This window comes from Pseudonocardia kunmingensis (genome assembly GCF_006716445.1).
In the GTDB taxonomy this organism is placed as follows: domain Bacteria; phylum Actinomycetota; class Actinomycetes; order Mycobacteriales; family Pseudonocardiaceae; genus Pseudonocardia; species Pseudonocardia kunmingensis.
Window position 1 is genome coordinate 91155 of sequence record NZ_VFPA01000008.1, and the last position, 24002, is coordinate 115156.

At 71.0% G+C, this 24002-nt stretch carries 25 protein-coding genes; 4 read left to right on the plus strand and 21 right to left on the minus strand.

Annotation, left to right across the window (positions count from 1 at the left end):
• Window positions 1-22 precede the first annotated feature (22 nt).
• A complete protein-coding gene (locus FB558_RS41030; protein ID WP_142064660.1) occupies window positions 23-427 on the minus strand; it encodes a hypothetical protein in 405 nt (134 codons plus the stop codon).
• Window positions 428-470: 43 nt separating this feature from the next.
• Window positions 471-854, minus strand: coding sequence for a hypothetical protein (locus FB558_RS41035; protein ID WP_142064663.1), 384 nt, complete (start codon window positions 852-854; stop codon window positions 471-473).
• 329 nt (window positions 855-1183) lie between these two features.
• Here FB558_RS41035 and FB558_RS41040 point away from each other — a divergent pair, with 329 nt between their 5' ends.
• The 3 genes from FB558_RS41040 (at window position 1184) to FB558_RS41050 (ending at window position 3537) form a co-directional block, all read left to right on the plus strand.
• Window positions 1184-1387, plus strand: coding sequence for a cold-shock protein (locus FB558_RS41040; RefSeq protein WP_142064666.1), 204 nt, complete (start codon window positions 1184-1186; stop codon window positions 1385-1387).
• Window positions 1388-1610: 223 nt separating this feature from the next.
• A complete protein-coding gene (locus FB558_RS41045; RefSeq protein WP_142064669.1) occupies window positions 1611-2444 on the plus strand; it encodes an SAM-dependent methyltransferase in 834 nt (277 codons plus the stop codon).
• Between the two features lie 262 nt (window positions 2445-2706).
• Window positions 2707-3537 (plus strand): polysaccharide deacetylase family protein, encoded by an 831-nt coding sequence (locus FB558_RS41050; RefSeq protein ID WP_246107134.1) that lies wholly within the window; start codon window positions 2707-2709, stop codon window positions 3535-3537.
• Window positions 3538-3550: 13 nt separating this feature from the next.
• On the opposite strand, the gene eno is transcribed toward FB558_RS41050, so the two are convergent.
• The 5 genes from eno to FB558_RS41075 form a co-directional block, all read right to left on the minus strand.
• On the minus strand, window positions 3551-4837 hold the full coding sequence (eno, locus tag FB558_RS41055; protein ID WP_142064675.1) for a phosphopyruvate hydratase: 1287 nt from the start codon (window positions 4835-4837) through the stop codon (window positions 3551-3553).
• Entirely contained in the window at window positions 4834-5769 is a 936-nt protein-coding gene (locus FB558_RS41060) for a phosphotransferase family protein (protein WP_170231800.1), read from the minus strand. Before FB558_RS41060 ends, eno begins: the two co-directional genes overlap by 4 nt.
• An 11-nt stretch (window positions 5770-5780) precedes the next feature.
• Complete coding sequence (locus tag FB558_RS41065) at window positions 5781-6740, minus strand: C-terminal binding protein (RefSeq protein WP_211367212.1); 960 nt, start codon at window positions 6738-6740, stop codon at window positions 5781-5783.
• Window positions 6741-6745: 5 nt separating this feature from the next.
• Window positions 6746-7222 carry a fumarylacetoacetate hydrolase family protein gene (locus FB558_RS41070; RefSeq protein WP_142064685.1) on the minus strand — a complete coding sequence of 159 codons (477 nt, stop codon included), beginning with the start codon at window positions 7220-7222 and terminating at the stop codon, window positions 6746-6748.
• A 124-nt stretch (window positions 7223-7346) separates the two neighbouring features.
• Entirely contained in the window at window positions 7347-8339 is a 993-nt protein-coding gene (locus FB558_RS41075) for a GlxA family transcriptional regulator (RefSeq protein ID WP_246107135.1), read from the minus strand.
• A 69-nt stretch (window positions 8340-8408) separates the two neighbouring features.
• Here FB558_RS41075 and FB558_RS41080 point away from each other — a divergent pair, with 69 nt between their 5' ends.
• A complete protein-coding gene (locus tag FB558_RS41080) occupies window positions 8409-9044 on the plus strand; it encodes an isochorismatase family protein (RefSeq protein ID WP_142064688.1) in 636 nt (211 codons plus the stop codon).
• Between the two features lie 41 nt (window positions 9045-9085).
• Here FB558_RS41080 and FB558_RS41085 read toward each other — a convergent pair whose 3' ends face one another.
• The 14 genes from FB558_RS41085 to allB all read right to left on the minus strand — a co-directional run bounded on the left by FB558_RS41085 (window position 9086) and on the right by allB (window position 23995).
• A complete protein-coding gene (locus FB558_RS41085; protein WP_142064691.1) occupies window positions 9086-10303 on the minus strand; it encodes a MalY/PatB family protein in 1218 nt (405 codons plus the stop codon).
• Window positions 10304-10576: 273 nt separating this feature from the next.
• Window positions 10577-12016, minus strand: a complete 1440-nt coding sequence (ltrA, locus tag FB558_RS41090; protein WP_211366131.1) for a group II intron reverse transcriptase/maturase — start codon at window positions 12014-12016, stop codon at window positions 10577-10579.
• Window positions 12017-12788: 772 nt separating this feature from the next.
• Window positions 12789-13019: an SH3-like domain-containing protein gene (locus FB558_RS41095; RefSeq protein WP_246107136.1), complete on the minus strand. Its 231-nt coding sequence runs from the start codon at window positions 13017-13019 to the stop codon at window positions 12789-12791.
• Window positions 13016-14560 carry an amidase gene (locus FB558_RS41100; protein WP_142064694.1) on the minus strand — a complete coding sequence of 515 codons (1545 nt, stop codon included), beginning with the start codon at window positions 14558-14560 and terminating at the stop codon, window positions 13016-13018. Before FB558_RS41100 ends, FB558_RS41095 begins: the two co-directional genes overlap by 4 nt.
• Before the next feature lie 84 nt (window positions 14561-14644).
• Entirely contained in the window at window positions 14645-15010 is a 366-nt protein-coding gene (locus tag FB558_RS41105) for a hypothetical protein (protein ID WP_211367213.1), read from the minus strand.
• A gap of 12 nt (window positions 15011-15022) precedes the next feature.
• Complete coding sequence (locus tag FB558_RS45060) at window positions 15023-15379, minus strand: ArsR/SmtB family transcription factor (RefSeq protein ID WP_142064696.1); 357 nt, start codon at window positions 15377-15379, stop codon at window positions 15023-15025.
• Window positions 15380-15990: 611 nt separating this feature from the next.
• Window positions 15991-16713: an aspartate/glutamate racemase family protein gene (locus FB558_RS41115; protein WP_142064699.1), complete on the minus strand. Its 723-nt coding sequence runs from the start codon at window positions 16711-16713 to the stop codon at window positions 15991-15993.
• Between the two features lie 16 nt (window positions 16714-16729).
• Window positions 16730-18205, minus strand: a complete 1476-nt coding sequence (locus tag FB558_RS41120) for an NCS1 family nucleobase:cation symporter-1 (protein WP_142064702.1) — start codon at window positions 18203-18205, stop codon at window positions 16730-16732.
• A gap of 38 nt (window positions 18206-18243) precedes the next feature.
• Window positions 18244-19719, minus strand: coding sequence for a nucleobase:cation symporter-2 family protein (locus tag FB558_RS41125; protein ID WP_142064705.1), 1476 nt, complete (start codon window positions 19717-19719; stop codon window positions 18244-18246).
• Window positions 19720-19732: 13 nt separating this feature from the next.
• On the minus strand, window positions 19733-20650 hold the full coding sequence (pucL, locus tag FB558_RS41130) for a factor-independent urate hydroxylase (protein WP_142064708.1): 918 nt from the start codon (window positions 20648-20650) through the stop codon (window positions 19733-19735).
• A 3-nt stretch (window positions 20651-20653) separates the two neighbouring features.
• Window positions 20654-20986, minus strand: a complete 333-nt coding sequence (gene uraH / locus FB558_RS41135) for a hydroxyisourate hydrolase (protein WP_142064711.1) — start codon at window positions 20984-20986, stop codon at window positions 20654-20656.
• Window positions 20983-21498, minus strand: coding sequence for a 2-oxo-4-hydroxy-4-carboxy-5-ureidoimidazoline decarboxylase (gene uraD / locus FB558_RS41140; protein ID WP_142064714.1), 516 nt, complete (start codon window positions 21496-21498; stop codon window positions 20983-20985). The genes uraH and uraD overlap by 4 nt, the downstream gene beginning before the upstream one ends.
• Window positions 21495-22643, minus strand: coding sequence for an allantoicase (gene alc, locus FB558_RS41145; protein WP_142064717.1), 1149 nt, complete (start codon window positions 22641-22643; stop codon window positions 21495-21497). The genes uraD and alc overlap by 4 nt, the downstream gene beginning before the upstream one ends.
• Complete coding sequence (gene allB, locus FB558_RS41150) at window positions 22640-23995, minus strand: allantoinase AllB (protein WP_142065101.1); 1356 nt, start codon at window positions 23993-23995, stop codon at window positions 22640-22642. Before allB ends, alc begins: the two co-directional genes overlap by 4 nt.
• Window positions 23996-24002: the final 7 nt, after the last annotated feature.

The window sequence follows — 24002 nt, forward strand, 5'->3', positions numbered from 1 at the left end:
GGTGCGCCGTCGCAGGGGAGGTTCATCTGCCGGCGGCACCCCGCCGGAGGCGACGTCGCCCCTCGATCATCGCAAGGATGCCCGCGACGGCGGCGACGATCAGCCCGAGGGACATGACGACGTTGCCCGCGACGGTTCCGGCGTCGCCGGATGCCAGGTTGGCGGTCAGCTGCGCGCTCAGGAAACCGCCGCCGACGATCCACGTCCCGGCCAGGACGGAGAAGACCGGCGTCCACCACCAGCGCACTCCGAACGCGACGATCGCGGCGGCCGCCACGATCATGATGATCCCGGGTGGGAACCCGGGGAACTTCGCGGGATCCGCGATCCACTGGATGACCAGACCCAGAACACCGACCGCCAGGCCGGCGAGTGCCAGCTTGGTGCTCCGTGGTGCCGTGGACAGGTCTGCCGGCTCGACGTTCATCGTCGTCTCCTGCTCGTCGGTCGAACGGTCTTCGGGAGGCCGATCAGGAACGGCGCCGCACGGCGGCGAGGCCGAACGCGAGCGCCGCGGAGAAGCTGAGCACCTGCAGCCATGCGGCGAGGAACGTGACCGTTTCGGCCGGCGCGGCGAGCCTGCTGGTGAATTCGGTGTCGGCCAGCCCGCCGACGAGGAAGAACCCGGACATGACCACGGCGAGCAGCGGTGCGTACCGCCAGCGCAGCGTGGCCACGGCTGCCGCGACCGCCAGGTAGATGAGAGGTCCTGGTCCGTCGTAGCCGGTGACGACACTGCCGGCTGCGATGATCTCCGGACCTGCATCGCCGATCGCCGCGAGGACGAGGGCGACGCAGGTCGCGACGATCCATCGGCGATGCCGGTTCGCTGTACCGCTCACAGATCGGCTCACGCGTCGATCCTGCGATCCGCAGGCCGTCGTGGCGTCCGACCACGAGCGCAGCGGCTCTACGCGGATCTGCGTACACGGGTGGGGCTCGCGATCGTGGTGCTGCAGCTGCAGTCCGAGCTCGAGCGGCTCGTGGCTCGTGTCGAGACACTCCACCGAGGGAAACGAGGGTGTGCGATGCCTGCGCATGGTGTCCATGCGACTCCTCGTGGTCGATGGCGCGGGGCGGCAGCCGATCGGGTGCTCGCGCCGGGTCCGACACCCGCGGACCCCGTGGAGTGGCACGATCGGGGCCGCTGGTGCGCACAGCGGCCGCACTACGAGGAGGAAACATGCCTGAAGGCACCGTCAAGTGGTTCAACGGCGAGAAGGGGTTCGGCTTCATCGCCCCTGATGACGGAGGCAAGGACGTGTTCGTGCACTACTCGGCCATCGCGGGCAGTGGGTTCAAGTCTCTGGAGGAGGGTCAGCGGGTGGCCTTCGAGACCAGCCAGGGTCAGAAGGGGCCACAGGCCGACAACGTGCGGGTCCTTTGACGGCGTGATCGCCGTCAGTACCGGTTCCGTCCAGCCCGGGCGACTGTGGACGTGACTCAGGCGTAGGGCTGCTGTCGGAGTGGGGGCAGGCGGGCGAGGGTCCTGCCGGGGTAGCGCCACCGGGTGGTTCGGGCTCCGCCGCGGGCTCCCGGAGCCGCACGTGTTCACCTGATCGGCTCGGTATAGTGCGTGCGAACTCACTCGGTGTCACCAAGGAGGCTTCGTGCCCGACGGTTCCGCGCCCGACTGGCCCCGAGTCGAGCAGCAACTTGCCGACGACTACTTCCGCCGGCCGTCGCCCGCGCGGGTCTGGAACTACTGGTTGGGTGGGAAGGACAACTACGAGCCGGACCAGACGGTCGGCGACGCCGTTGCGGAGATCTACCCCGGGATCCGCACGATGGCCACGCAGTCCCGGCAGTTCCTCATCCGCAGCGTCCGCTACCTCACCGAGGAGGTCGGCATCCGCCAGTTCCTCGACCTCGGTGGTGGCCTGCCCGACCCGCTCGGCAACAACACCCACACCGTCGCCCAGTCCGTGGCGCCGGACGCGAAGGTCGTCTACGTCGACAACGACCCGGTGGTGCTGGCCCACCAGAGGGCGCTGATGATCAGCAGCCCGCAGGGAGCGTCCGCATTCGTCGACATGGACTACCGGGACACCGACGCGGTCATCGCCCACGCGAGCCGGACGTTGGACTTCAGCCGGCCGATCTCGGTCATGTTCATGGGCGTTTTCGGCTACCTGCCCCCCTACACCGAACTGAGGTCCATCGTCGACCGGACGGTGGCCGCCGTGCCCTCGGGTAGCTACCTGACCTTCTGGGACGGCACCGACACCAGCGACGCGATTCGCGAATCACACCGCCTGCAAGCGGAGATGGGTCACCCGTACACGCTGCGAGCCGTCGAGGAGATCGAGCAGGTCTTCACCGGCCTCGAGCTCGTCGAACCGGGCGTGGTGCAGCTGTCGGAGTGGCGGCGGCCCGCGAACGACATCGCCACCGAGGTTTCGCAGCAGGTCGACGCCTACGGAGGCGTGGCCCGGAAGCCCTGAGGCCCCGAGCGGTCCAGCCTCCCGGCGCAGCCACTCGCCTGATCAGCAGCACGGTCGACCACCCGTCCGGAGACGAATCACCCCGGGCGACGGAGAGACAGGATCCGAGCCCGGCAATCATTGCGCAGAACGGATCCGCAACGGCGGTTGCGGCCTGGTCCGCGCCCTATGGAGAGGAGTCCTCCGGCGGATGGACAACCAACTCTTTGCCTACAGCCCGATCGTCGATCGTTCTCCGATCAGATGGCCTGGAGGGGCCCGGGTGGCCTTCTACCTCGGCCTGAACATCGAGCACTACCAGGTCGACAAGCCGTCCACGAGCATCTTCGGGGGGACGGCCGCCCTGGCGCCGGACCCGCTGAACTACGGCTGGCGCGACTACGGCCCTCGCGTCGGCATCTGGCGGATGCTCCAGAGCCTGGACCGTCACGGCGTGCGGGCGACCGCTCTCCTCAACTCCGATGTGTGCAGCCGTTACCCGCAGATCATGCAGGCCGGCCTGGAGCGCGACTGGGCGTGGGTCGCCCACGGACGGGACAACTCCACCTTCCAGGCCGGCATGACGCGGGAGGAGGAGCGGGCGTACCTCGTGGAGGTCGTCGACACGATCGAGGCGGCGACGGGCCGGCGCCCGCGGGGATGGCTCGGCCCCGCCCTCACCGAGACGTTCGAGACGCCGTCCCTGCTGGCCGAGCTGGGCCTGCAGTACACATTGGACTGGTGCAACGACGAGCAGCCCTATGAGCTCGCCGTGCCCGGCATGTACAGCGTGCCGTACTCGATCGAGCTGAACGACGTCTCGATGTTCGTGAGCAGGAGCTTCACCGGGCCGGAGTTCCTGCAGGCGGTCCGCGACCAGCTCGACCAGCTCTACGAGGACTCCGCCGAGTCGGGGCGGGTGATGGCCCTGTGCGTGCACCCGTTCAGCGTGAGCCAGCCGTTCCGTCACCGGTACTTCGACCAGGCGCTCGAGTACATCGCCGGACACGAGGGCGTCTGGTTGGCCACGAGCGATGAGATCCTCGACGCCTACCGCGCGGGGCGGGGCGTGGAGGCGGAGGCAGAGCCCGAGCGAGAGGGGGCGCCGCACTGAGCGGCGTGGGGTGTCACGTCGGAGTCATCGCGGCCCGGCCCGCGTACTCGGCGCGGTCGCCGAGCTCGGCTTCGATGCGCAGCAGCCGGTTCCATTTGGCGGTGCGCTCGGAACGGGTGGTGGAGCCGACCTTGATCTGTGCGGTGCGCCAGCCGACGGCGAGGTCGGCGAGCCAGTTGTCCTCGGTCTCGCCGGAGCGGGCGGACAGCACGGTGGCGTAGCCGGCTTCGTGGGCGCGGGTCACGACGGATCGGGCGTCGTGCAGGGTGCCGGTCTGGTTGGGCTTGACGAGGACGGCGTTGCCGATCTGCTCGGTGATGCCGCGTTCGAGCCGGGCGAGGTCGGTGACGAACAGGTCGTCGCCGAGGAGCTGGCGGCCGGACAGGCGATCGGTGGCGTGCCGCCAGCCCGTCCAGTCGTCCTCGGCGAGTGCGTCTTCGATGGACACGATCGGGTAGGCGCCGCACCACTGCGCGAGCTCGCCGACGAGCTCTTCTGCGGTGAGGTCGCGCCGCTCGGCGGCGAGCCGGTAGCGGCCGTCGTGGTGGAACTGGGTGGCGGCGATGTCGATGGCGATGCCGACGTCGTCGCCGGGGCGCAGGCCCGCGCGGCCGATTCCGTCGACGAGGAGGTCGAGCGCGGCCCGGTTGGTCGGCAACGTGGCGGCCAGCCCGCCCTCGTCGGCGACGAGCGCCGTCGGTACGCCGCGGTCGGTGAGGACGTCGGCGGTGCCGGCCCGCACGCGTGAGCACCATTCGACGGCCTCGGCGAAGGAGCGGGCACCGAGGGGGACGGCGAGGAAGTCCTGGACGTCGATGGCGCGGCCGGCGTGCGCCCCGCCGGAGATGATGTTGACCATCGGCAGGGGCAGCAGGGGAGGGGCGTCGCTGGTGGCGACCGCGCGGTGGAGCGGCAGACCACGGGCGGCAGCAGCGGCGATCGCGGTGGCGACGGAGACGGCGAGGACGGCGTTCGCGCCGAGACGGCCCAGGTCCGCGGTGCCGTCGGCGTCGCGCAGCGCCCGGTCGACCGTCTGCTGGTCGGTGGCGTCGAGGCCGCGCACCGCGTCGGCGAGGGGGCCGGTCACGTTGCCGACGGCGGTGCGGACACCGTTGCCGCCGTAGCGGGTGCCGCCGTCGCGCAGCTCGCGTGCTTCGTGGGCTCCGGTGGACGCGCCGGAGGGGACCGTGGCCTCGCCGTGGGCTCCGCCGTCGAGGCGAACCGCGCAGCCGACGGTGGGCTTGCCGCGGGAGTCGAGCGCTTCCCAGGCCGTGATCTCCGAGATGGTCGTATCGGTCACCGAAGGTCCTTCCAGGCGTCGGTCACGACCGCGGGCGGGTCGAGGAGCAGGCGCCGTCCGAGGGCACGGGCGCGGGCGCGGGCGTGGTCGTCGAGGTAGTCGGCCGGGCTCTTGCCGTCGACGCGGGCGAGGACGAGGCAGCCGGTCTGGCGGATCAGCTGCGCCTGGTCGAGCGGTGTCGTCAGCGCGTCGAGGAACTCCCGTGCCGCGGCGGCGTAGTGCCGTGCGGAAGCCGGTCGATGCAGGGACTTGAGTAGGAGGTGCCCGACCGTCCACGCCGGGTCGAAGGTGGGGTCGCCTGCGTGTGCCACCTCCCAGTCGATCATCCACAGGCCGTCGCCGGAGGGGTCGACGAGGACGTTCTTGGGGGTGTAGTCGCCGTGCACCAGGCGGGGCGGCGTCTCGGCCATGACGGCGAGCGTGGTGTCGATCGGGCCGGCGAGGTCGGGGTGGCGGTCCCGGATGACGCGGTGGAACGGGTCGACGCGCAGCTGGGTGAACGCGGTGCGGTCGGTGAACTCGCGCAGCGCCTCCGCGCCTGCCCGCTGCCACTGGTCGAGCGCGCGACCGAGCGCCCGCGCGACGTCGATCCGGACGGTGCCGGCGAGCAGTTCGTCCTTCCAGGTGTGCCAGCGCTCCGGGGCGCGAGCGATGACCAGGTACCCATCGGCGAGGTCGATCACCTCGGGTACGGCGCCGGGTGCGATGTGGCCGGCGAGCCGGAGCGCGCGGCCTTCGGTGTCGATGCGGCCGGGATCGGCGAGCCAGGTCTCGGCGACCCGGAGCCGCCCGAGCGCCCGCTTGACCACCACGTCCAGGCCGGGGCCGGTCACCGCGAACACGTCGTTGGACACGCCACCGGCCAGCGGCCGGATGTCGAGCTCGGCGGTGGAGCCGGCGAGCCCGCGGGCGACGAGGTGTTCGGCGATCATCCCGGGGATCATCACAGCCTCAGCCGGCTGCTGGTCAGGACTTCCGGGTTGACCACGGTCGCCGGTGTCCGTCCGGCGAGGACGTCGGCGACGTTGGTGGCGGCCTTGCGGGCCAGTTCGGCGAGCGACCCGTCGGAGGCGAAGGCGACGTGCGGGGTGAGCACCACGTCGTCACGCGTCCGGAGTGGATGGTCCGACGGCAGGGGCTCGGGATCGGTGACGTCGAGACCGGCGCCGGCGATCTGCCCGTCCCGCAGCGCGGCGAGCAGTGCATCGGTGTCCACCAGGGAGCCACGTGCGGTGTTGACCAGCCACGCGGTCGGCTTCATGGACGCCAGCTGGGCGGCGCCGATGAGTCCGCGGGTTTCCGGGGTCGCGGGCACGTGCAGGGACACGATGTCCGCGCGGGCCAGCAGGTCGTCGAGCGAGTCGGCTGCCCGCACGCCGGTTGGCAGGGGAGTGGACCGGCGCAGGGCGACCACGTCGAGCCCGAGCGCCTGGGCCCGTGGGACGAGCGCGCGGCCGATGGCGCCCAGTCCCACCAGGCCGAGCACCTTGCCGCGCAACCGGACGGCGGTGCCGGTGCCCGTGGCGTCCCAGCCGCCGCCGGACACCAGCCGCGTCAGCGGCGCGAGGCGCCGGGCCAGCGCGAGGATGAGCAGGAGGGTGTGGTCGGCGACCTCTTCGGCGCAGTAGTCGGGGACGTTGCTGACCACCATGCCCAGACCGGTGGCGTGGGCGACGTCGATGTTGTCCACACCGACGCCGTAGCGGGCGACGGTGCGGCAGCGCGGCGCGGCGTCCAGCACCTCCGCCGGGACCTTGGCGAAACAGGTCAGGATCGCGTCGACGTCGGGCGCCAGCGCCACGAGCTCCGCCGGGTCGCCGGTCGGGGCCACGACGAGCTCGGCGTCGTGCAGGACCGCGCGCTCGACGTCGAGGGACGGCCACGCGTGGTCGGTCACCAGCACCCGCTTCACGGCAACCGGCCGGGACGGATCTCGTGGGGTGCCACGCCGGGCACGATCCGGTTGCGGGTGCCGCCGAGCAGTTCCACGGTGGTCGTGACGACGTCGCCCGGCCGCAGGGGCGGGAGGAACAGGTCGTAGGAGGTGCCCGAGCGCCGGTGCGACAGCTCGTCCGCGGTGACGAACACGGTGCCGAGCGCCGTGGCGGTGTCCTTGCCCTTGGCCGGTCCCAGTCGCAGGCGCATCTCGTGGAACTGCACGTCCCGCGCGGAGAAGTCGTTGAGCACCACGAACCCGGCGATGTGATCGGCTGCCTGGTCGACGGTGAGGTCCTGCCCGGCCCGACCGACGACGGCGGCGACCTCCAGCTCGAAGTCGAGCAGGGCGGGCAGGTCGGGCCCCGGGGGAAGGTCGATCAGGACGTCCTCGTCGTCGAGCACGGCGAGCCTGGGGCCCTGATCCGTCCGGTGCCGGACGAATCTCATGCATGCCTCCTCGGTGATCTGTGGCGAGACTAGGGACGCGGCCGCGCTGACGGAAATGCAGGGAGCTGCTGCCTGGTATCCGTTCGGTGCCGGAGAACCAGCGGCGGGGTGGGCTGACCGGCCTTCATGCGCTCGGCAGGTTGAAGCGCTGGCGGTATGACGTGGGCGTCGTCGCGTAGGCCGCGACGAAGTTCTGCCGGAAGGTCACCGCGCTGCCGAATCCGCACGTGGTGGCGATGCGCGCGATCGGCCAGGTGGTCATCTCGAGCAGGCGGCGTGCCTCGTCGAGCCGGCGGGCGAGGATCCACCGCGCCGGGGTGGTGCCGGTGGCCTCGGTGAAGCGGCGGGTGAAGTTGCGGCGGCTCATCCCGGCGTGGCCGGCGAGCTCGTCGACCGTCAGCTCGCGGTCGAGGTGACCGAGGGCCCAGTCCAGGGTGGGCCCGAGGTGACCGACGCCGGCAGGTTCGGGGATCGGCCGGTCCACGTACTGCGCCTGGTGACCATCGCGGTGGGGAGCAACGACGAGGTGCCGCGCCACCGTGGCCGCAGCGGCGGAGCCGAGGTGGGACCGGACGACGTGCAGGCACGCGTCGATCGCGGAGGCTGTTCCGGCGGAGGTGAGTACGTCGCCGTGGTCGAGGTAGAGCGCCGACGCGTTGACCATGATGCCCGGCCGCCGTCGCGCGAGCGCGGATGCGGCGCCCCAGTGCGTGACGAGCGCGCGGCCGTCGAGGAGCGCGCTGTCGACGACCGGGAACGCGCCCAGGCACAGACCGGCGATGCGAGTTCCCCGGGCGTGGGCCGCACGGATCCGACCGATCAGCGCGTCGTCCGTCGGAGGGAGGTCGCTGGGCCAGGACGGAAATATGAGCAGGTCGGCGTCGTCGACGACCTCGGGACCTCGGACGTCGTCGACCCGAGGGCCCTCCGCGGTCCGGATGCCGCGACCGTTCTCGGTCCACACCGCGGTCTCCCACCCGGTGGCCAGCTGTTGACGGCCCACCTCGCCGAAGACGAGCAACGGTGCGGCCAGGTGGAACAGGGTGATCCCGTCGAAGGCGTGGACAGCAATGCGCATTTTTGGCCTGATCTCATCGAACGTCGTCTGCTGTGCCACTCACGGTAGCCCACGCTCGAAGGCCAGGCTGGTGGCACAGGTACTGACGCCTTCACGAGGAGAGCAGAGATGACCGCCCCGCGCCGAGCGCTGATCGTCGTCGACGTCCAGCAGGAGTACTTCGACGGACTCCTGCAGATCCAGCACCCGCCCCGTGACGAGTCGCTGGCCAACGTGCTCCGCGCGCTCGACGTCGCGCAGGAGCACGGCTTGCCGGTCGTGCTGGTCCAGCACCAGCTCCCCGAGGGCGCCCCCGTCTTCGTGATCGGCTCGGACAGCTGGTCGCTGCACCCCGAGATCGAGAAGCGTGGGACGGCCTCCTGGAAGCGGGTGACCAAGGAGAAGTCCAGCGTGTTCACCGACACCGACGTCGCGCAGTGGCTCGACGAGCAGGACGTGGACACGATCACGATCGTCGGCTACATGACGAACAACTGCGATATCGCCACAGCCGTCGCCGCCGAGGGGCTCGGCCTCGCCGCCGAGATCCTGGCCGACGCCACCGGCGCGATCCACCTCGTCAACGAGGCCGGCAAGGTGTCCGCCCAGCAGTTGCACGAGGCGCTGCTCGTGCTGCTGCATTCCAACTTCGCCGCCGTGGCGGACACCGACGCGTGGGCGGCTGCGGTCGAGGCGGGCCAGGCACTCCCGAAGAGCGACCTCGGCACGTCCGCGCTGCAGGGACGCGCGGCGTTCTCGGGTTGACCACCACATTCAGGCTGCGACGTGGCCGACGTCGGGCGCCGTCAGACGCGCCGTACCGTGCCCATCCGGGTGATGGCCTCGGTGAGGACGACGTTCGAGGCGGCGAAGTTCAACCGGACGTGACCGGCTCCGCCGGAGCCGAAGACGTGCCCGGAGCTGAGTGCCACGCGCGCCTCGTCGAGGAAGGCCCGCGCCGGGCCGGCGAGTTCGGAGACGACGCCGGGGCCGTCCGTGCCGCCGGGCTCGTCCAGACCGAGTGCGCGGCAGTCGAGCCAGGCCAGGTACGTGCCTTCGGGCGGCGTATAACGGGCGAGGGGCAGGTGTTCGGCGATGAGCCGTCCCAGCAGGTCGCGGTTCGCGGCGAGGCCGGCCAGTAGCGCATCGAGCCACGCCTCGCCCTCGTTCAGCGCGACCGTGTGCGCGAGCACGCCGAGATGGCTGGGGCCGTGGCTGACTTCCTCCGGCATCCGCGCGAGGTCGTCTGCCGCTTCGGGCCCGGCGATCACGAGCGCCGCTTTGAGCCCCGCGAGGTTCCACGCCTTGGACGCCGAGGTGACGGCGAAGGCGTCTTGTGCGCCCTCAATGCTCAGGTACGGGGTGAAGCTCGCTCCGGCCAGCACCAGCGGGGCGTGGATCTCGTCCGAGACGACCCGTACCCCGTGCTCGCGCGCGAGCGCGGCGATGCCTGTCAGCTCGTCGCGGGAGTGCACCGCGCCGGTCGGGTTGTGCGGATTGCTCAACAGGTAGGCCACGCGGTCGCTCGTCCTGCGGGCGGACGCGAACGCGGCGCCGAGGGCCTCCAGGTCGACTCGTCCGGTCGCGCCCAGCCGCGCCTCGACGATCCGGCGGTCGGCGTGCGTGACGAATGCGTAGAACGGCGGGTAGATCGGCGCGTTGACAACCACCGCGTCGCCGGGCTCGGTGACCAGCTTCACGACTTCGACGATGCCGAGCATGACGTCCGGCACGATCGCCGTGCGCTCCACGTCCAGCCCGTCCCAGCCCCACCGGCGCGCCGCGAACCCGGCCAGCGCCTCGCCATAGGCGCCCCCACCGGACGGGTAGCCGGTGTCGCCCCGGGCGACAGCCACGTTCAGGGCGTCGGCGATCGGCTCGGCGAGGGGCACGTCCATCTCCGCCACCCACAGCGGCAACACATCGTCGGGATGCGTCCGCCACTTCATGCTCGTGCGCAGGCGCAGTTGCTCCACCGTCAACTGCTCCAACGGGTTGGGGATGTCGGCACCCGACAGAGCCATCCTCGTCCTTCCGTCATCGCCTCGTCCGGCCGTCTCGGAGGATTCATCTTGTCACCAGGACTGAAGGCTAGCGGCCCCTCGACAACCCTCCGCGCAGGAGTTCCGCGCATGATCCGCGATATCGGTTGTCCATGGTCGTGGCGGCAGCGATGGACGTTGGGTCGGACACGGGCGCGGTGCCCGGGTTGCCCCGGGTCCGTTTCCCGTGCCCGCCCGCCGAACCGGACGTGCGGCTCTCACCGCATCCGGCTCTCCGCATGTCGTGGCCGTTGCTCAGCCTGTGAGGGCTGGGGTCCACGGGGTTGGTATGTTCGCTCCGCGGTAGCGGTAGCGGGTCACGGCGACGCTGGAAGCGCCGGTGAACACCACCCCGTTGTGGGCGATCCGCCAGCCATGATCGCAGAAGCGGCGGCGGATCTCCTTCCAGCTGATCTTGGGGTGTTTGCGGCGGATCCACCCGACCAGTCGCCACCAGGTGTGGTGGTCGACCGCGCTGAAGGTCGCTTTGGACACCCCGTGCCGGAAGTAGTTCGCCCACCCTCGCACCGTCTGGTTGAGCCCGGAGAGCAGCTCGTCCAGGTCGGTGTTCAGGTTTGACTTGTTCGTTTTCTCTCGCACCCGGTCCCGCACCTTCTGTGTTGATTTGCGGGAGGGTGTGGTGTAGACGTAGCGCTTCTGCGTTCCACGTTTCCGCATCCGCCGGATGTGGAAACCGAGGAAGTCGAAGCCCTCGTCGATGTGCACCGCCCGGGTTTTCTCCTCGGCAAGCCGTAGCCCCAGTGGGGCGAGCACGGCCGCCACCTCGACCCGGAGCGCTTCGGCGTGGTGACGGTCCCCGGAGACCAGCAACACGAAGTCGTCGGCATACCGGATCAAACGCCAGTTCCCCTTGCCGTTACGTTTCCGCGCGGCCCGCCGTGCCGGGGTGCCCATCGCCCCGGTGGCCGGGTCCCAGTGTTGGGTGAAGTGTTCATCCAACACTGAGAGTGCGATGTTCGCCAGCAGCGGCGAGAGGATCCCACCCTGCGGGGTGCCGGTCGGTGATTCCTCCCGATCCCCGAGATCGGTGAAGATCCCGGATTTCAGGAACGCCTTCACCAGATTCGCCAGCCGCTTGTCCTTGATCCGCCGCCGCAGCCGGTCCATCACCGCGACGTGGTCGATCTCATCGAAACACGCGGCGATGTCGGCCTCCAGCACCCACTCGTAGTTGATGGGTGCGGAGGTGAAGTGGTGGATCTCGGCGATCGCGTCCTGAGCGCGCCGGTTCGGGCGGAACCCATACGAGCACGGCAGGAAGTCCGCCTCGAAGATGGGTTCGAGCACCGCCTTGACGACGGCCTGGACCACCCGGTCGGCCACCGTGGGGATCCCCAGCCGGCGCAGCTTGCCGCCGCCCTTGGGGATCATCACCTGCCGGACCGGACACGGCCGGTACTCACGCGTCTTGAGTGAGTCCCGGATCTGACCCAGGAACACGTCCACTCCGATGCGGGTATCGACCGCGGCCACCGTCAGCCCGTCGACCCCCGCGGTCTTCGCCCCCTTGTTTCCGGCAACACGCGTGAACGCATCGACCAGGAACGCCGGATCATAGACCAGGTTGAACAGATCATCAAACCGGCGAGCCGGGTCCTCGCTCGCCCAACGGTGCAACTTGCGCTGCATCCTCCGTACCGCCAACCCGGCCGAATCCACATCCGGCCAAGCCACGACACCAGTATTCACCGGTGTATCTCCGTCCCTTGCAGTCAGCATCCTCGCCCGACACGCTGCCGCCCTTCCCCGTGTGCCGGGCTTTCCCCGGCCCGGAGTACTACGGCGGCTCCGCCCCACCCGGCCCTTCGGTCGGCATCGCACCTATCCAGCGGTCGTCACGCCTGGCCGGCGCACCCTGCTGGAACGTCGCACGGATGGTTCCCACGTTCACTGTTGCTCGGTCGACGAGTGAGGCACCCAGCTGTACCCCTGCGGCATCGCCACGGCTACGCCGTAGACATTCACCATGGCCTCCCGGACCCGGCACGGCCATACCAGCCGGGAGTTCCTCACCCGCCGGGACACGACCGGCAGCCGAGTACGCGCCGCACCCCAGCCCATATCCACCGGATTTCGAGCTGGCCGCGAGTCAAGAGGCGTAATAGCGCTGGTTTCTCTCGTATACCTTCTCGTCTCGCTCACCGGGCCCGGCCCATCCGGCAGTCCTGAGCCGTCCCGACTTTGTCGCGGCTGCTCCCACCCTCCCCGGCGATCCCCGGATCAGGCTGCCGCCAGCTTCACCCCACCGCTACGACGACAGGGCCACGAAGGTCTCCCACCTCCATCCGAACCAACAGCGCCTCGTGGCGCACAACCGATACTCGCGATCTTCCCGCCCGTGATCGGCAGTATCGGGTGCACATGGTTGCGATCACGACCAGGGCGCTGGTCCGACCCTTGCCCCGGTGGCCGCGCGACGTTCCCAGTACCCCTGGGACCGGCAAGATCACCGACTCGGTCGCGGCCGGGCGTAGTAGTTCGACAGCAGGTACTCGGCCGGGTCCATCTTCTCGATGCCGTGTCGGAACTGGTCCACGCCGAACAGCCCGGCGCGGAAGGACGGCGCGAACATCGCGAACGCGGCCTTCTCCCACTCCGCGCGGAACACCGGCTCGTTCTCCTCTGTGACGACCGGGCCGAGGCCGTCGGTGCCGCCGAGGTCGAACACCCCGTTCATGCGTTGCTCTCCGTCCGGGCCAGGGCGGGCGGGGCCGGGAAGCCGCCGACCGCCTGCTCGTAGGTGTGCGCGACCCGCAGCACGGTCGCGTCGTCGAACCGCTTGCCGACCACCATCAGGCCCGCGGGGAGCCCGTCCACCAGGGCGGTGGGCACGCTGATGGCGGGATGTCCGGTCACGTCGAACGGGGCGGTGTTGCCGATCATCGTCAGGGCGGTGGTGAGGTAGTCGCCCAGCGGGGCGTCCAGCGGCAACAGTTCCCGCGCCGGGTACGGCAGCGTCGGCATGACCAGCACGTCGTAGGCGGACAGGACGTCGTCGTAGGCCTTGCGCAGCTCGAGGGCCAGGTTGCGGGCCATCGCGTAGTACTTCCCGCCGGCGAGCTCGAAGGTGTAGCGGCCGGACAGGCCGACCAGCTTCACCGTCTTCGACAGGTGCGCACCGTTGACGATGCGCTGTGCGGCGTAGTGGGCGATGAGCTCGGGGTCGTAGAGGCCCGGGGAGTTCATGCCGTAGCCGTTGCCGTCGAGCATCTGGAACGTCGCGCCCTCGGTGGCGATCACGTTCCAGACCGCCATCGCGTCGACGTGCCACGGGATGGAGACGTCCTCGGCCGTGAGGCCGGCCTCGCGCAGCGTGGCGACGGCCGCGCGGACCGCCTCGTCGACGCCGGGGTCGCTCATCGCGGTGCCGAAGCCCTCGGCCACGACGCCGACGCGCAGGCCCTCGGCCCCCTGCGCGAGTGCGGCGAGGTAGTCGACGGGATCGATGGTGGTGGGCTGGCGCGGATCGAGCCCGTCGACCCCTGCCATGACACCGAGCATCGCCGCGGCGTCGGCGACCGTGCGGGTCATCGGCCCCAGGTGGTCGATGGTCTGCTCGATCGGGAACGCGCCGGTGTACGGCACCAGGCCGTGCGTCGGCTTGTGCCCCACGATCCCGCAGAACGAGGAGGGGATGCGGACCGAGCCGCCCTGGTCACCGCCGACGGCCAGGTCGACCTCGCCGGTCGCCACCAGGACGGCGCTGCCCGACGACGACCCCCCGGCGTTGCGGGAGGGGTCCCAGGGGTTGCGCACCGGCCCGGGGTGCGAGGTGAAGCTCGCACCGGAGAAGCACAGGTCCTCGCAGACCGCCTTGCCGGCCACGGTCGTGCCCGCTGCGAGCAGCCGCGTCACCACGGTGGCGTCCCGCCGCGGCACGAAACCCTCGACCGTGCGCGACCCGTTCATCATCGGGACGCCGGCCACGCAGACGTTGTCCTTGATCGCCACCGTCCGGCCTGCGAGCGGCCCCTCGGCCGCGCCCGGGATCGACGTCGTGACGTACCAGGCGCCGAGGGCGTTGCCGGCGGGTTCCGACCAGGCCCGCTCGGGTGCCTCCGGTGCGGAGGCGGCGTAAAGCTCCTCGACGCGCTCCGAGGCGGCGAACGTCGCTGCGACGGCCGGGCCGAACTCCGCGAGCTCGGCCTCGGACAGGCCGAACGCGAAGTGCTGGTTCAGCGCCGCGAGGCGCGCGGGGTCGGGCGCAGGAATCGCCATGAGGCCTCCAGACGAGAGGGGATGGCGGAGAACCTAGGGAGACGCACACCACATGTCAATATTTCGTGACGTGTTGACGCAGTATCAGGACGAGGTGACGACTCGGAGCTCGGTGCCCTTCGCGGTACGACCCCGCCACGGCTGGTCGTGCACGATCTCGATCAGCTTCGGCGGCTGCACCCGGCCGATCCGGCCGAGGATCTCCACCGGCGGACCGGACGGGTCGAGGGGCGCCTGCAAGGCGATCGCCGTACCCGGGACGACCCGGTCGCAGAGGGCGTCGAACACCCAACCGGCTCCGGCGCCTGCCCCGAAGAGGCCGAAGACGACCTGCGGAGGGACCGACACCTCCTTCTGCGCTGTCAGCGTGAGCACGCCCATCGGGAGCTCCCCGTGCAGATCAACGACCGGCAGGAAGACCGCGGCGCGGCTGCCCGGACAGTGTTCCACCTCCGGCAGGAGTCAGGCGGTGTACTGCGGCCGTTCCCCGGCGACGTCGCCGTCCACCGGGCCGGCCTCGGGCACGGCGCTCTGGACGCCGTCGAGTCCGCTCCGGAAGACCTGGTGCAGGAGGGCGAGGACGTCGCGCGCCGAACCCGAGGGATCCACGGAGTAGTAGCGGAACCGCCCGTCCCGGCGCTCGTTGACCAGGCCGGCGATCTTCAGCACGCGCAGGTGGCTCGACACGGCCGTCCGGCCCACCGACGTGATCCGCGCGGCCAGCGCCCCGGCACTGCACTCCTCATCCTCGGCCAACACCGCGAGGATCTCACGACGAACGGGATCCGCGAGGGCGTCGAAAGCCAGGTCAGGTGCCACGCCTACCGCCGGTTCACCACGTCGCCGGACACTGCGCGGTGACGCATCTCGACCGGAGCGGGCTCGCACCCCGCAGTTCTGACGGAGCCACCGCGGACGGGGTGTGCATCCTTCGGTGCCAGCAATGTCGCTCCTCACGCGTCGTGTCGCGGCGCCATCATCCCGCAGCGGGGGTCCGGTCCTGCGTCCCGCATCGGCGCGCAGCTCCCCGCTGCCGGTCGACTGTAGCGCATTGTTCATCAGGTCATGACGCGTTGACGCGTTGCCGCCGAGCGCTGGCCGAGCGGTGTGGGCAGCGGCGTTCTCGTTCGCCCGGGGGTTCAGCCACGCGCGTCGTAGGCGTCCCGCGCCTCGAGCACGCGCGACGGTGCTGCGATGGCGCAGGACGGCCTCGACCTGTTGCGGATCGAGGGCGATCGGATCGCGGAGGCGTGGCTGTTCTCCTCCGATCCGCGGTCGGAGGACACCTTCTGGGGCGCCGGCTGAGCGGGGCGCCCACCGTCCTGGTCGACGGCCGGGCGGTCGAGCGGAGCGTCGAGGCGCTGCGCGCGGCGGTCGGGGCCGCCTCCTGAACAGTCCGGTCGAACGGGATAGGCGCCTCGATCACCGGTTCACGGGGACGGCGGCCATGCCCGGAACGCCTTCGGCCGCGGGGGCGCGTAGGTGCGGATCTTCGACGTCGAGAGGCCCATCCGCACCAGGGACTCCGCGATCGTGACCGCCGACGCCACACCGTCCACCACCGGTACGCCGGTGCGCTCGACGACCATCTCGGTCAGCCCGGCCATACCTCCGCAGCCGAGGCAGATGACCTCCGCGCGGTCGTCCGCCACGGCCCGGCCGGCTTCCCGGGCGATCGCCTCGACGGCCGCCTGCGGGTCCTGCTCCAGCTCCAGTACCGACATGCCGCTGGCGCGCACGGATGCGCACCGGTCCAGCAACCCGGCCAGCTTGAGCCGGTCCTCGATCAGGGGAACCGTCCGGTCGAGCGTGGTGACCACCGAGTACCGGTGTCCCAGGAACATCGCCGTGGTCGCTGCGGCCTCGGTGATGTCGACCACCGGCACGTCGAGCAGCTCCTGGAGGCCCTCCCTGCCGTGCTCGCCGTAGCCGGCCTGGATGACGGCGTCGAACGACCCGGGGTAGGTGCGCACCGCCTCCATCACGGCGACAGCGGCGAGGTAGCTCTCGTAGTTGCCCTCCACCGACTCCGCCCCGAACGCCGGGGTCAGCGGCACGATCTCGGTGCCGGGGGCCGCGACGGCAGCGGCCTGGGCACCGATGGAGGCGGTCATGCTCTCGGTCGTGTTGACGTTGACGACGAGAAGGCGCATCGGGGGAACCCTTCGATCAGTGGACGCTGGGCACGGCGATCGACTCACCGTCCCGGTCCAGGCCGGCCTGCACCCGCTTCGACGCGACCAGCCAGTAGGCAGCCGCGCCGAGGACGGCCCCGATGAACCACGAGACCCCGGAGATCGAGGACGTGGCGGGCAGGACGGCGATGACGACGGTGATCGCCGCCGACGGCACGAACGCGGCGATGGCCCGTCTGTTGACCCCGCGGCGGTAGTAGTACTCGCCGTTCGGGTCCTCGGTGAACAGGTCGGGAACGTTGACCCGGCCCCTTCGGATGAGCCAGTAGTCGGTCATGATCACGCCGAAGAGCGGCCCCAGGATGGCGCCCAGCCCGCCGAGGAAGTAGACGATGACCGTCGGCGAGTCGTAGAGGTTCCAGGGCAGGATGACGAGGCCGAGGATCGCGCTGACCAGCGCCGCGCGGCGGAAGTCGAGTACGCGGGGGAACAGGTTCGTGAACATGTAGATCGGGGCGACGAAGTTCGCCATGAGGTTCACGGCGACCGTCAGGATGATCAGCGCCAGGCAGGCGAGTGCCAGCAGCAGCGTGTTGGGGATCGTCGAGACGATGTCGGCCGGGCTGTCGATGATCTCCCCGTCGATCTTGTACTGGGCTCCGGCGAGTATGACCACGATGATGCCGAAGAAGATCATGTTCAGCGGGATCCCGTAGAAGTTGCCCTTGGTGATGGCGGCCCGTGACGTCGCGCCGCGGGTGAAGTCGCAGAAGTTGAGCACGAAGGTGCCGTAGATGGCGATCCACAGTGCGGCGCCCACGATGATCTGCCACCACATCTCGGTACCGGTGAGGCTCTCCGCCGTGGAGAACGCGATGGAGCCGCCCGCCTCGACGACGAGCCACACGGCGATGACGAGCATCGTCAGCAGGATGACCGGGCCGGCGAAGGCCTCGTACCTGCGGATCATCTCCATGCCGTAGCTGACGATGACGACCTGCAGCACCCACAGGCCGCAGAAGGTGATCCACCCGAGGGTGGAGAGGCCGAGGACGGAGTTCTCGTCCCAGGACGCCAGGCCCGGCGCCACGGCGATGAGCAGGACGCGGAGCACGATGCTGGCGAGGTAGGTCTGGATGCCGAACCAGACGATGGCCACGCCGCCGCGCAGCACCCCGGCGATCTGCGCGCCGTGGATGCCGAAGGCGATGCGGCTCATCACGGGGAACGGGACACCGAGCTTCTCACCCATGAAGCCGGACAGGCTCAACAGCAGGAACAGCAGCACGGCCCCCAGCAGGAACGACAGGAGGATCTGCCATGCCCCCAGGCCCAGCGCGAACAGGCCGATCGCGAAGGCGTAGTTGCCCAGGCTGTGCACGTCGTTGGCCCACAGGGTGAAGATGTTGTAGGCGCTCCACCGGCGGCCGGCCCGCTTCGTCGGCGCGAGATCCGCGTTGTAGAGCCGGGCACTGATCGGGGCGGTGTCGGTTTCCGGGTCGATGTTCATCGCAGCGCGACGACCTCTCGTGGAGGGGGATCGTTCGGTCAGTGCGAGTTCTTCCGCGGCGTCGGATGCCGTTCCTCGGCGTCGACACCGCCCGGCACGTCGTGGCTCGGCGTCACGCCGGGTGGCGGCGCCTCGGCGAAGACCGGCCCCTCGGTGGCCGTCCGGCCGACCACGTTGAACAGGATGTTCAGCAGGACCGCGGTGACGGCGGCGGCGCTGATGCCCGAGTCGAAGATGGTTTGGAACCAGGCCGGGAACTCGTGGTAGAAGCCGGGCACGGCGATCGGGACCACCCCCATGCCGATCGACACCGCGACGATGACGAGGTTGGCGTTGCCCTCGTAGTCCACCCTGCTCAGCGCCCGGATGCCGCTCGCGGCCACGGTGGCGAAGAGGGCGAGCCCGGCGCCCCCCAGCACCCCGAGCGGGACCGAGGCGATCACCGCGCCGAACTTCGGCACCAGCCCGAGCGCCACCAGGATGGCGCCGCTGCAGGCCACCACGAACCGGCTCTTGACACCGGTGATGGCGACCAGCCCCACGTTCTGGGCGAACGCGCTGCACGGGAAGGCGTTGAGCAGGCCGCCGGACACGGCGGTGGCCAGGCAGTCCGCGCGCAGGCCGCCGACGACCGTGCGGCCGTCGGCCGGCCTGCCGACCACCTCCCCGATGGCGAGGATGTCCGCCGTCGTCTCGGTCATGATCACCAGCATCACGAGGGTCATCGAGATGATGGCGGCGACGCCGAAGGTCGGTACCCCGAAGTGGAACGGCGTGGAGACGGCGAACCACGCCGCCTGCCCGACCTCGCTGAAGTCGGTCATCCCCATCGGCCAGGCGGCCAGGGTGCCGAGCGCGAGGCCGGCCAGGATCGCGATCCGGCCGAAGAACCCCGGCAGGAAGCGGTAGATCAGCAGGATGATCAGGAGCGTCAGCCCGGCGAGGCCGATGTGCGCCGGGGCGCCGAAGTCGGGGGCGCCGGCCCCGCCGCCCGCCCACTTGACGGCGACCGGCAGCAGCGAGACCCCGATGACGGTGATGACCGAGCCGGTCACGACCGGTGGGAAGAAGTGCAGGAGCCGGTTGAACAACGGCGCGAGCAGGAACCCGATGACGCCGGCGACCAGCACCGCGCCGAAGATGGCGGTCAGGCCGGCGTTGCCGCCGCCTGCGCCCGTCCCGATGGCGAGCATGGAGGCGACGGCGGCGAAGGACGTGCCCTGCACGATCGGCAGGCGGGATCCGATGCGCCACACGCCGAGGGTCTGCAGGAGCGTCGCGAGCCCCGACACCAGCAGCGCCGCCGTGAGCAGGTAGGCCAGCTCCGCGAACGGCAGCCCCAGCGCCCCTCCGACGATCAGCGGAACGGCGATGACGCCGGCGTACATGCTCATGACGTGCTGGAGGCCGTAGACGAACAGCGGTCCGGCCGGCAGCACCTCGTCGACGGGGTGGCGGTCGACGGGGTGGCGGTCGCCGGTGGCGGCCTTCCTCGACCTGGAGATCCTGATCATCGCCAACCCTCCGTCACCAGCCCAGGCCCGGGTCGAACGCCGGACCCGGGTCGGGGGTGCCGTCGCGCCGGACGGTGGCCTCGATGAGGCCGTAGGGGCGGTCGGCGGCGTGGAAGACCTCGCCGGGGTTCTTCAGCCCGAAGGGGGCAAGGTCGACCAGGAAGTGGTGCTTGTTCGGCAGCGAGAACCGGATCTCGCCGATCCCGGGCTGCGCGTCGAGGACGGCCTCGCCGATCGCATAGAGGGTCTGCTGCAGCGCGAGGCTGTGGTGCCCGGCGAACGTGTCGGTCAGGACCCGGTGGACCTCCTCGAAGGAGGCTCCCCAGCCCGCGCCCGGGCCGGCGTCGGTGTGGTGCCACTGCGCGGTCACCTGGGTGGCCATGATCCGGTCGGTGGTGGGCGCCAAGGTGGTGTAGGCGTCCTCGTAGAAGGAGTGGAACTCCGAGTCGGTCGTCTTGAGCACCACGAGGTCGGCGATGCCGGAGACCACCCACACCCGGTCGGTCTCGGCGGTGACGGTGGCGGTGCGGGTGTAGGCGCCGCGCCGGGAGAACGCGTGCGGGTGCGGCGTGCCCGCGTGGTGGAGCCGGTCCCACGGGTAGGCCTCCAGCAGCACGCTGGCCCGGTCGACCTGGGGGATGTCGTCGACGAAGTGCCGAGCCAGCGCGATGCCGAACGACTCGGGGTCGCGCACGGCCTCGCCTGCCTCCTTGGCGTAGGCGTTGACCGTGTTCTTCACGGCGTCGGTGGTGAGCACCAGGCTGTTGTCGCCGGTCAGGTGGGTGTCGGCGAAGTCGCCGGACAGCGCGACGCTGACGTTGTAGTCGACGAGCTCGTGCACGTCGGAATCCCGGAACACCCGCACCACGCGGGTCTCCGCCTTGCCGTACTGGTTGTGGCCGAGCTTGTGATGACCGAGCGTCGTTGCCATGGGTCAGCTCCCGAGATAAGTGGAGTAGGCGAACGGGGAGAGCAGCAGCGGGACGTGGTGGTGGCGATCCGGATCGGTGATGTGGAAGACCACCGACACCTCGGGGTGGAAGCCGGTCTGCCCCGAGGCGGAGAAGTAGGTGGCGGTGTCGAAGACGAGCCGGTAGACGGCCTCGTGGAGCCCGTCGGGGGCGAGGGTGGTGCACCGGCCGTCGTCGTCGGTGGCGTCCCGGCCGATCTGTTCCCATGACCCGCCCGCCCTGCGGTGCAGGGTCAGGGGCACGTTCGCGGCCGGGCGACCGGCGCTCGCGTCGAGCACGTGCGTGGACAGGGTCATGACGCGAGCAGCCTCTCGAGGCGGAGCCGGGTGATCTGGGCGAGCTGCTCGGTCACCTCGGCGCGTTCCCGGGCGGGTTGGTTGCCCAGCCGGCGGCGCAGCTCGGCGAGGATCTCGTCGGCGCCGCGACCCGCCGCGCGGATGAGGAACACGTGCCCGAACCGCTGCTCGTAGTCGTGGTTGCCGGCGCGCAGGGCGTCGCGGGTGGCCGCGGCGGAGTCGCCGACGCCCGCCTGCTCGCGCCGCGACCACGCCGCCTCGGCGCTGCCGCCCGTGACCTGGTCCCCGATCCGCGGGTGCGCGTCGAGCGCCTGGCGGACGTCGGCCCACCCCAGGTTGCGGGCCGCCCGGTCCGCCGCCGCCAGCAGCGCCGCGGCGTCCGGGTACGGGCGCCCGGCGAGCACCTCGCCCACCCAGCGCGTCGCCGCGTTGCAGGCGGCGAGCTGTGCGGCGGCGTGGTCGGCGGGGGAGTGGTTCAGCTCCTCCAGGCGCTCGGCGGTCGTCTCCGTCATGTCCCGAACGCCCCACGCAACGACTCCGGCAGGTCCGCGGGGTCGGTGGTCGGCCGGGACGCGACGAGCTCGTCGGCGCGCGCACCGTCCGAGGTCGCCGCGACGACCTCACGGGCGTGGGTCTCGGGCAGCGCGTTGAACCAGCGCAGTCCCAGCTCATCGCGCTGACCGGGGGCGGGTGAGCCGTGCAGCCGGACCCGGGCGAGCCCGCCGTCGGGGAACACGTCCATGCGGACGTGCGTCACCGCGCGGTCACCGGTCAGCCGGAACCGGTGCGGTGTGTCGGGCTGCAGCCTGGTCCGCGGGAGCAGCTCGAACCACGCGTCCTGGTCGTCGAGCGAGGAGTTGGCGGCGTCGATCCCGCGCAGCGCCGCCCACCCCGGCGCGTTGCCGACGAAGTGGCTGGTGTCGAGCTCGGCCACGGCGATGACCCCGGGCGCGGCCAGGGCGAACGTCACGAAGTCGTTGCCGTCGTCGCGGCGGCGGGCGTTCTCCCAGCCCTCGCCCATCGTGGCGGCCCGGCCGGGCGTGATCAGGTTGACCGGCGAGGAGTAGAACATGTCCGAGCAGTCGACCACCCGCCCGCCGTTCTCCGCCGCGGCCAGGTCGATCGTCGCCGGCAGGAGCCGCGGGTCCGGGACGACCTCGCCGTGCACCCGGAACCGGGCCACGCCGCCGTCGGGGTAGATCGAGAGCCGGACGTGGGTGAAGCGCTGCCCCGCCGTCACGGCGAACGGGTTCGCGGTGTCACCCTGCAGCGGGGACCGCTCCACGATGGTCTGCCACGGCGCGGCCTGCAGCTCGGCGGGCGACGGGTAGCCCTCGACGCTGGTGGCCTCCACCGAGGCGTAGGGCGGGTAGTTGCCCCGGAACCAGGCGGTGTCGATCACGACGCCGCGCACGACGCCGGGCGCGCCGAGCCGGACGACGGCGTGGTCGTGGCCGGGCTCGCGACGCCTGCGGGTCTCCCACCCGTCGTAGATCTTGCCCTTGTGCCCGAAGTCCTCCGTGCTGAACACGGCAGGCCCGGTCTTGATCAGGTTCTCGCGCTCGGCGAACAGCTCGTCGTTGGCGTAGGGCACACCGCCGCCCAGCGTCCGGGACGCCAGGTCGGGCAGGGCCAGGAAGTCCGGGTCCTCGCTCATGCTGCACCTCTCCGCAGCAGCCGCCCGCGCGGCGCCGCACCCTCGATGTCCTGGTCGACGTCCGGTCCGTGGATCTCCACCCCGCCCAGCCAGGTGCGGCGCACCACACCGGCCAGCGCCCGGCCCGCGTACGGCGTGACGGGGTTGCGGTGGTGCAGGGCGGCGGCGTCCACGACGAAGGCGTCGTCCGGGGCGAACACACTCACGTCGGCGTCGTGGCCCAGCGCGATCTGGCCCTTGCGCATCAGCCCGGCCTGCTCGGCGGGGCGCCGCGCCATCCACTCCACCACGTCGGTCAGGGCGAACCCGCGCTTGCGGGCCTCCGTCCACACCGCGGGCAGGCCCAGCTGCAGCGACGCCACGCCGCCCCACGCCGTGCCGAAGTCCCCGGTGTCGAGGCGCTTGAGCTCCGGCGTGCACGGGGAGTGGTCGGACACGACGCAGTCGATGGTGCCCTCGCGCAGCCCGTCCCAGATCAGCTCGCGGTTGGCGGCCTCCCGGATCGGCGGGCAGCACTTGAACTCGGTGGCCCCGTCGCGGATCTCCTCCGCGCTGAACGACAGGTAGTGCGGGCACGTCTCCACGGTCAGCGCCACCCCGTCCCGGCGGGCCGAGGCGATCATCGGCAGGGCGTCGGAGCTGGACAGGTGCAGGATGTGCACCCGGCACCCGGTCCACCGGGCGAGCTCGATCACCTGGGCGATCGCCAGGTTCTCCGCGCCGCGCGGCCGCGACGACAGGAAGTCGGTGTAGCGCTCGCCGTGCGCGTGCGGCGCCCGGTCGATCGCGTGCGAGTCCTCGGCGTGCACGATCATCAGCGCGCCGAACGAGCGCACCTCGCGCAGCGCGTCGGCCAGCTCGTCCGGCTCCAGGTGCGGGAACTCGTCGACGCCGGAGTGCAGCAGGAAGCACTTGAACCCGAAGACGCCGGCGTCGTGCAGCTCCCGCAGGTCGGAGAGGTTCCCCGGCACCGCGCCGCCCCAGAACCCGACGTCGACGTGGCACTGGCCCTGCGCAGTCTTGCGCTTCACCTCCAGCGCCGCGACGTCGACCGTCGGCGGGATGCTGTTCAGCGGCATGTCGATGATCGTGGTGACGCCGCCTGCCGCGGCCGCTCTGGTCGCGGTGGCGAAGCCCTCCCACTCGGTGCGGCCGGGGTCGTTGACGTGCACGTGCGAGTCCACGAGGCCGGGCAGCAGCACCTCGTCGGGGCCCAGGCGCACGACGTGCGTTGCCTCGAGTGCGGCGTCCAGCGGTTCGATCGCGACGACGCGCCCGTCCCGGACACCGACGCAGCGGGCGACCTCCCCGGCCGCGGTGATCACTCGTGGGGCGTGGAAGGCGAGATCCAGGGATTCG

Bases quoted from the DNA above. Each gene is read 5' to 3' on its own strand.
- FB558_RS41070 (WP_142064685.1), bottom strand. From the start codon at position 7,222: ATGAGATTCGTCCGGCACCGGACGGATCAGGGCCCCAGGCTCGCCGTG.
- FB558_RS41060 (WP_170231800.1), bottom strand. From the start codon at position 5,769: ATGATCGCCGAACACCTCGTCGCCCGCGGGCTCGCCGGCTCCACCGCC.
- pucL (WP_142064708.1), bottom strand. From the start codon at position 20,650: ATGGCAACGACGCTCGGTCATCACAAGCTCGGCCACAACCAGTACGGC.
- alc (WP_142064717.1), bottom strand. From the start codon at position 22,643: ATGAGCGAGGACCCGGACTTCCTGGCCCTGCCCGACCTGGCGTCCCGG.
- uraH (WP_142064711.1), bottom strand. From the start codon at position 20,986: ATGACCCTGTCCACGCACGTGCTCGACGCGAGCGCCGGTCGCCCGGCC.
- FB558_RS41100 (WP_142064694.1), bottom strand. From the start codon at position 14,560: ATGGCGATTCCTGCGCCCGACCCCGCGCGCCTCGCGGCGCTGAACCAG.
- FB558_RS41095 (WP_246107136.1), bottom strand. From the start codon at position 13,019: ATGAACGGGGTGTTCGACCTCGGCGGCACCGACGGCCTCGGCCCGGTC.
- FB558_RS41080 (WP_142064688.1), top strand. From the start codon at position 8,409: ATGACCGCCCCGCGCCGAGCGCTGATCGTCGTCGACGTCCAGCAGGAG.
- FB558_RS41030 (WP_142064660.1), bottom strand. From the start codon at position 427: ATGAACGTCGAGCCGGCAGACCTGTCCACGGCACCACGGAGCACCAAG.
- FB558_RS41115 (WP_142064699.1), bottom strand. From the start codon at position 16,713: ATGCGCCTTCTCGTCGTCAACGTCAACACGACCGAGAGCATGACCGCC.
- FB558_RS41040 (WP_142064666.1), top strand. From the start codon at position 1,184: ATGCCTGAAGGCACCGTCAAGTGGTTCAACGGCGAGAAGGGGTTCGGC.
- uraD (WP_142064714.1), bottom strand. From the start codon at position 21,498: ATGACGGAGACGACCGCCGAGCGCCTGGAGGAGCTGAACCACTCCCCC.
- FB558_RS41085 (WP_142064691.1), bottom strand. From the start codon at position 10,303: ATGGCTCTGTCGGGTGCCGACATCCCCAACCCGTTGGAGCAGTTGACG.
- FB558_RS41125 (WP_142064705.1), bottom strand. From the start codon at position 19,719: ATGATCAGGATCTCCAGGTCGAGGAAGGCCGCCACCGGCGACCGCCAC.
- FB558_RS41120 (WP_142064702.1), bottom strand. From the start codon at position 18,205: ATGAACATCGACCCGGAAACCGACACCGCCCCGATCAGTGCCCGGCTC.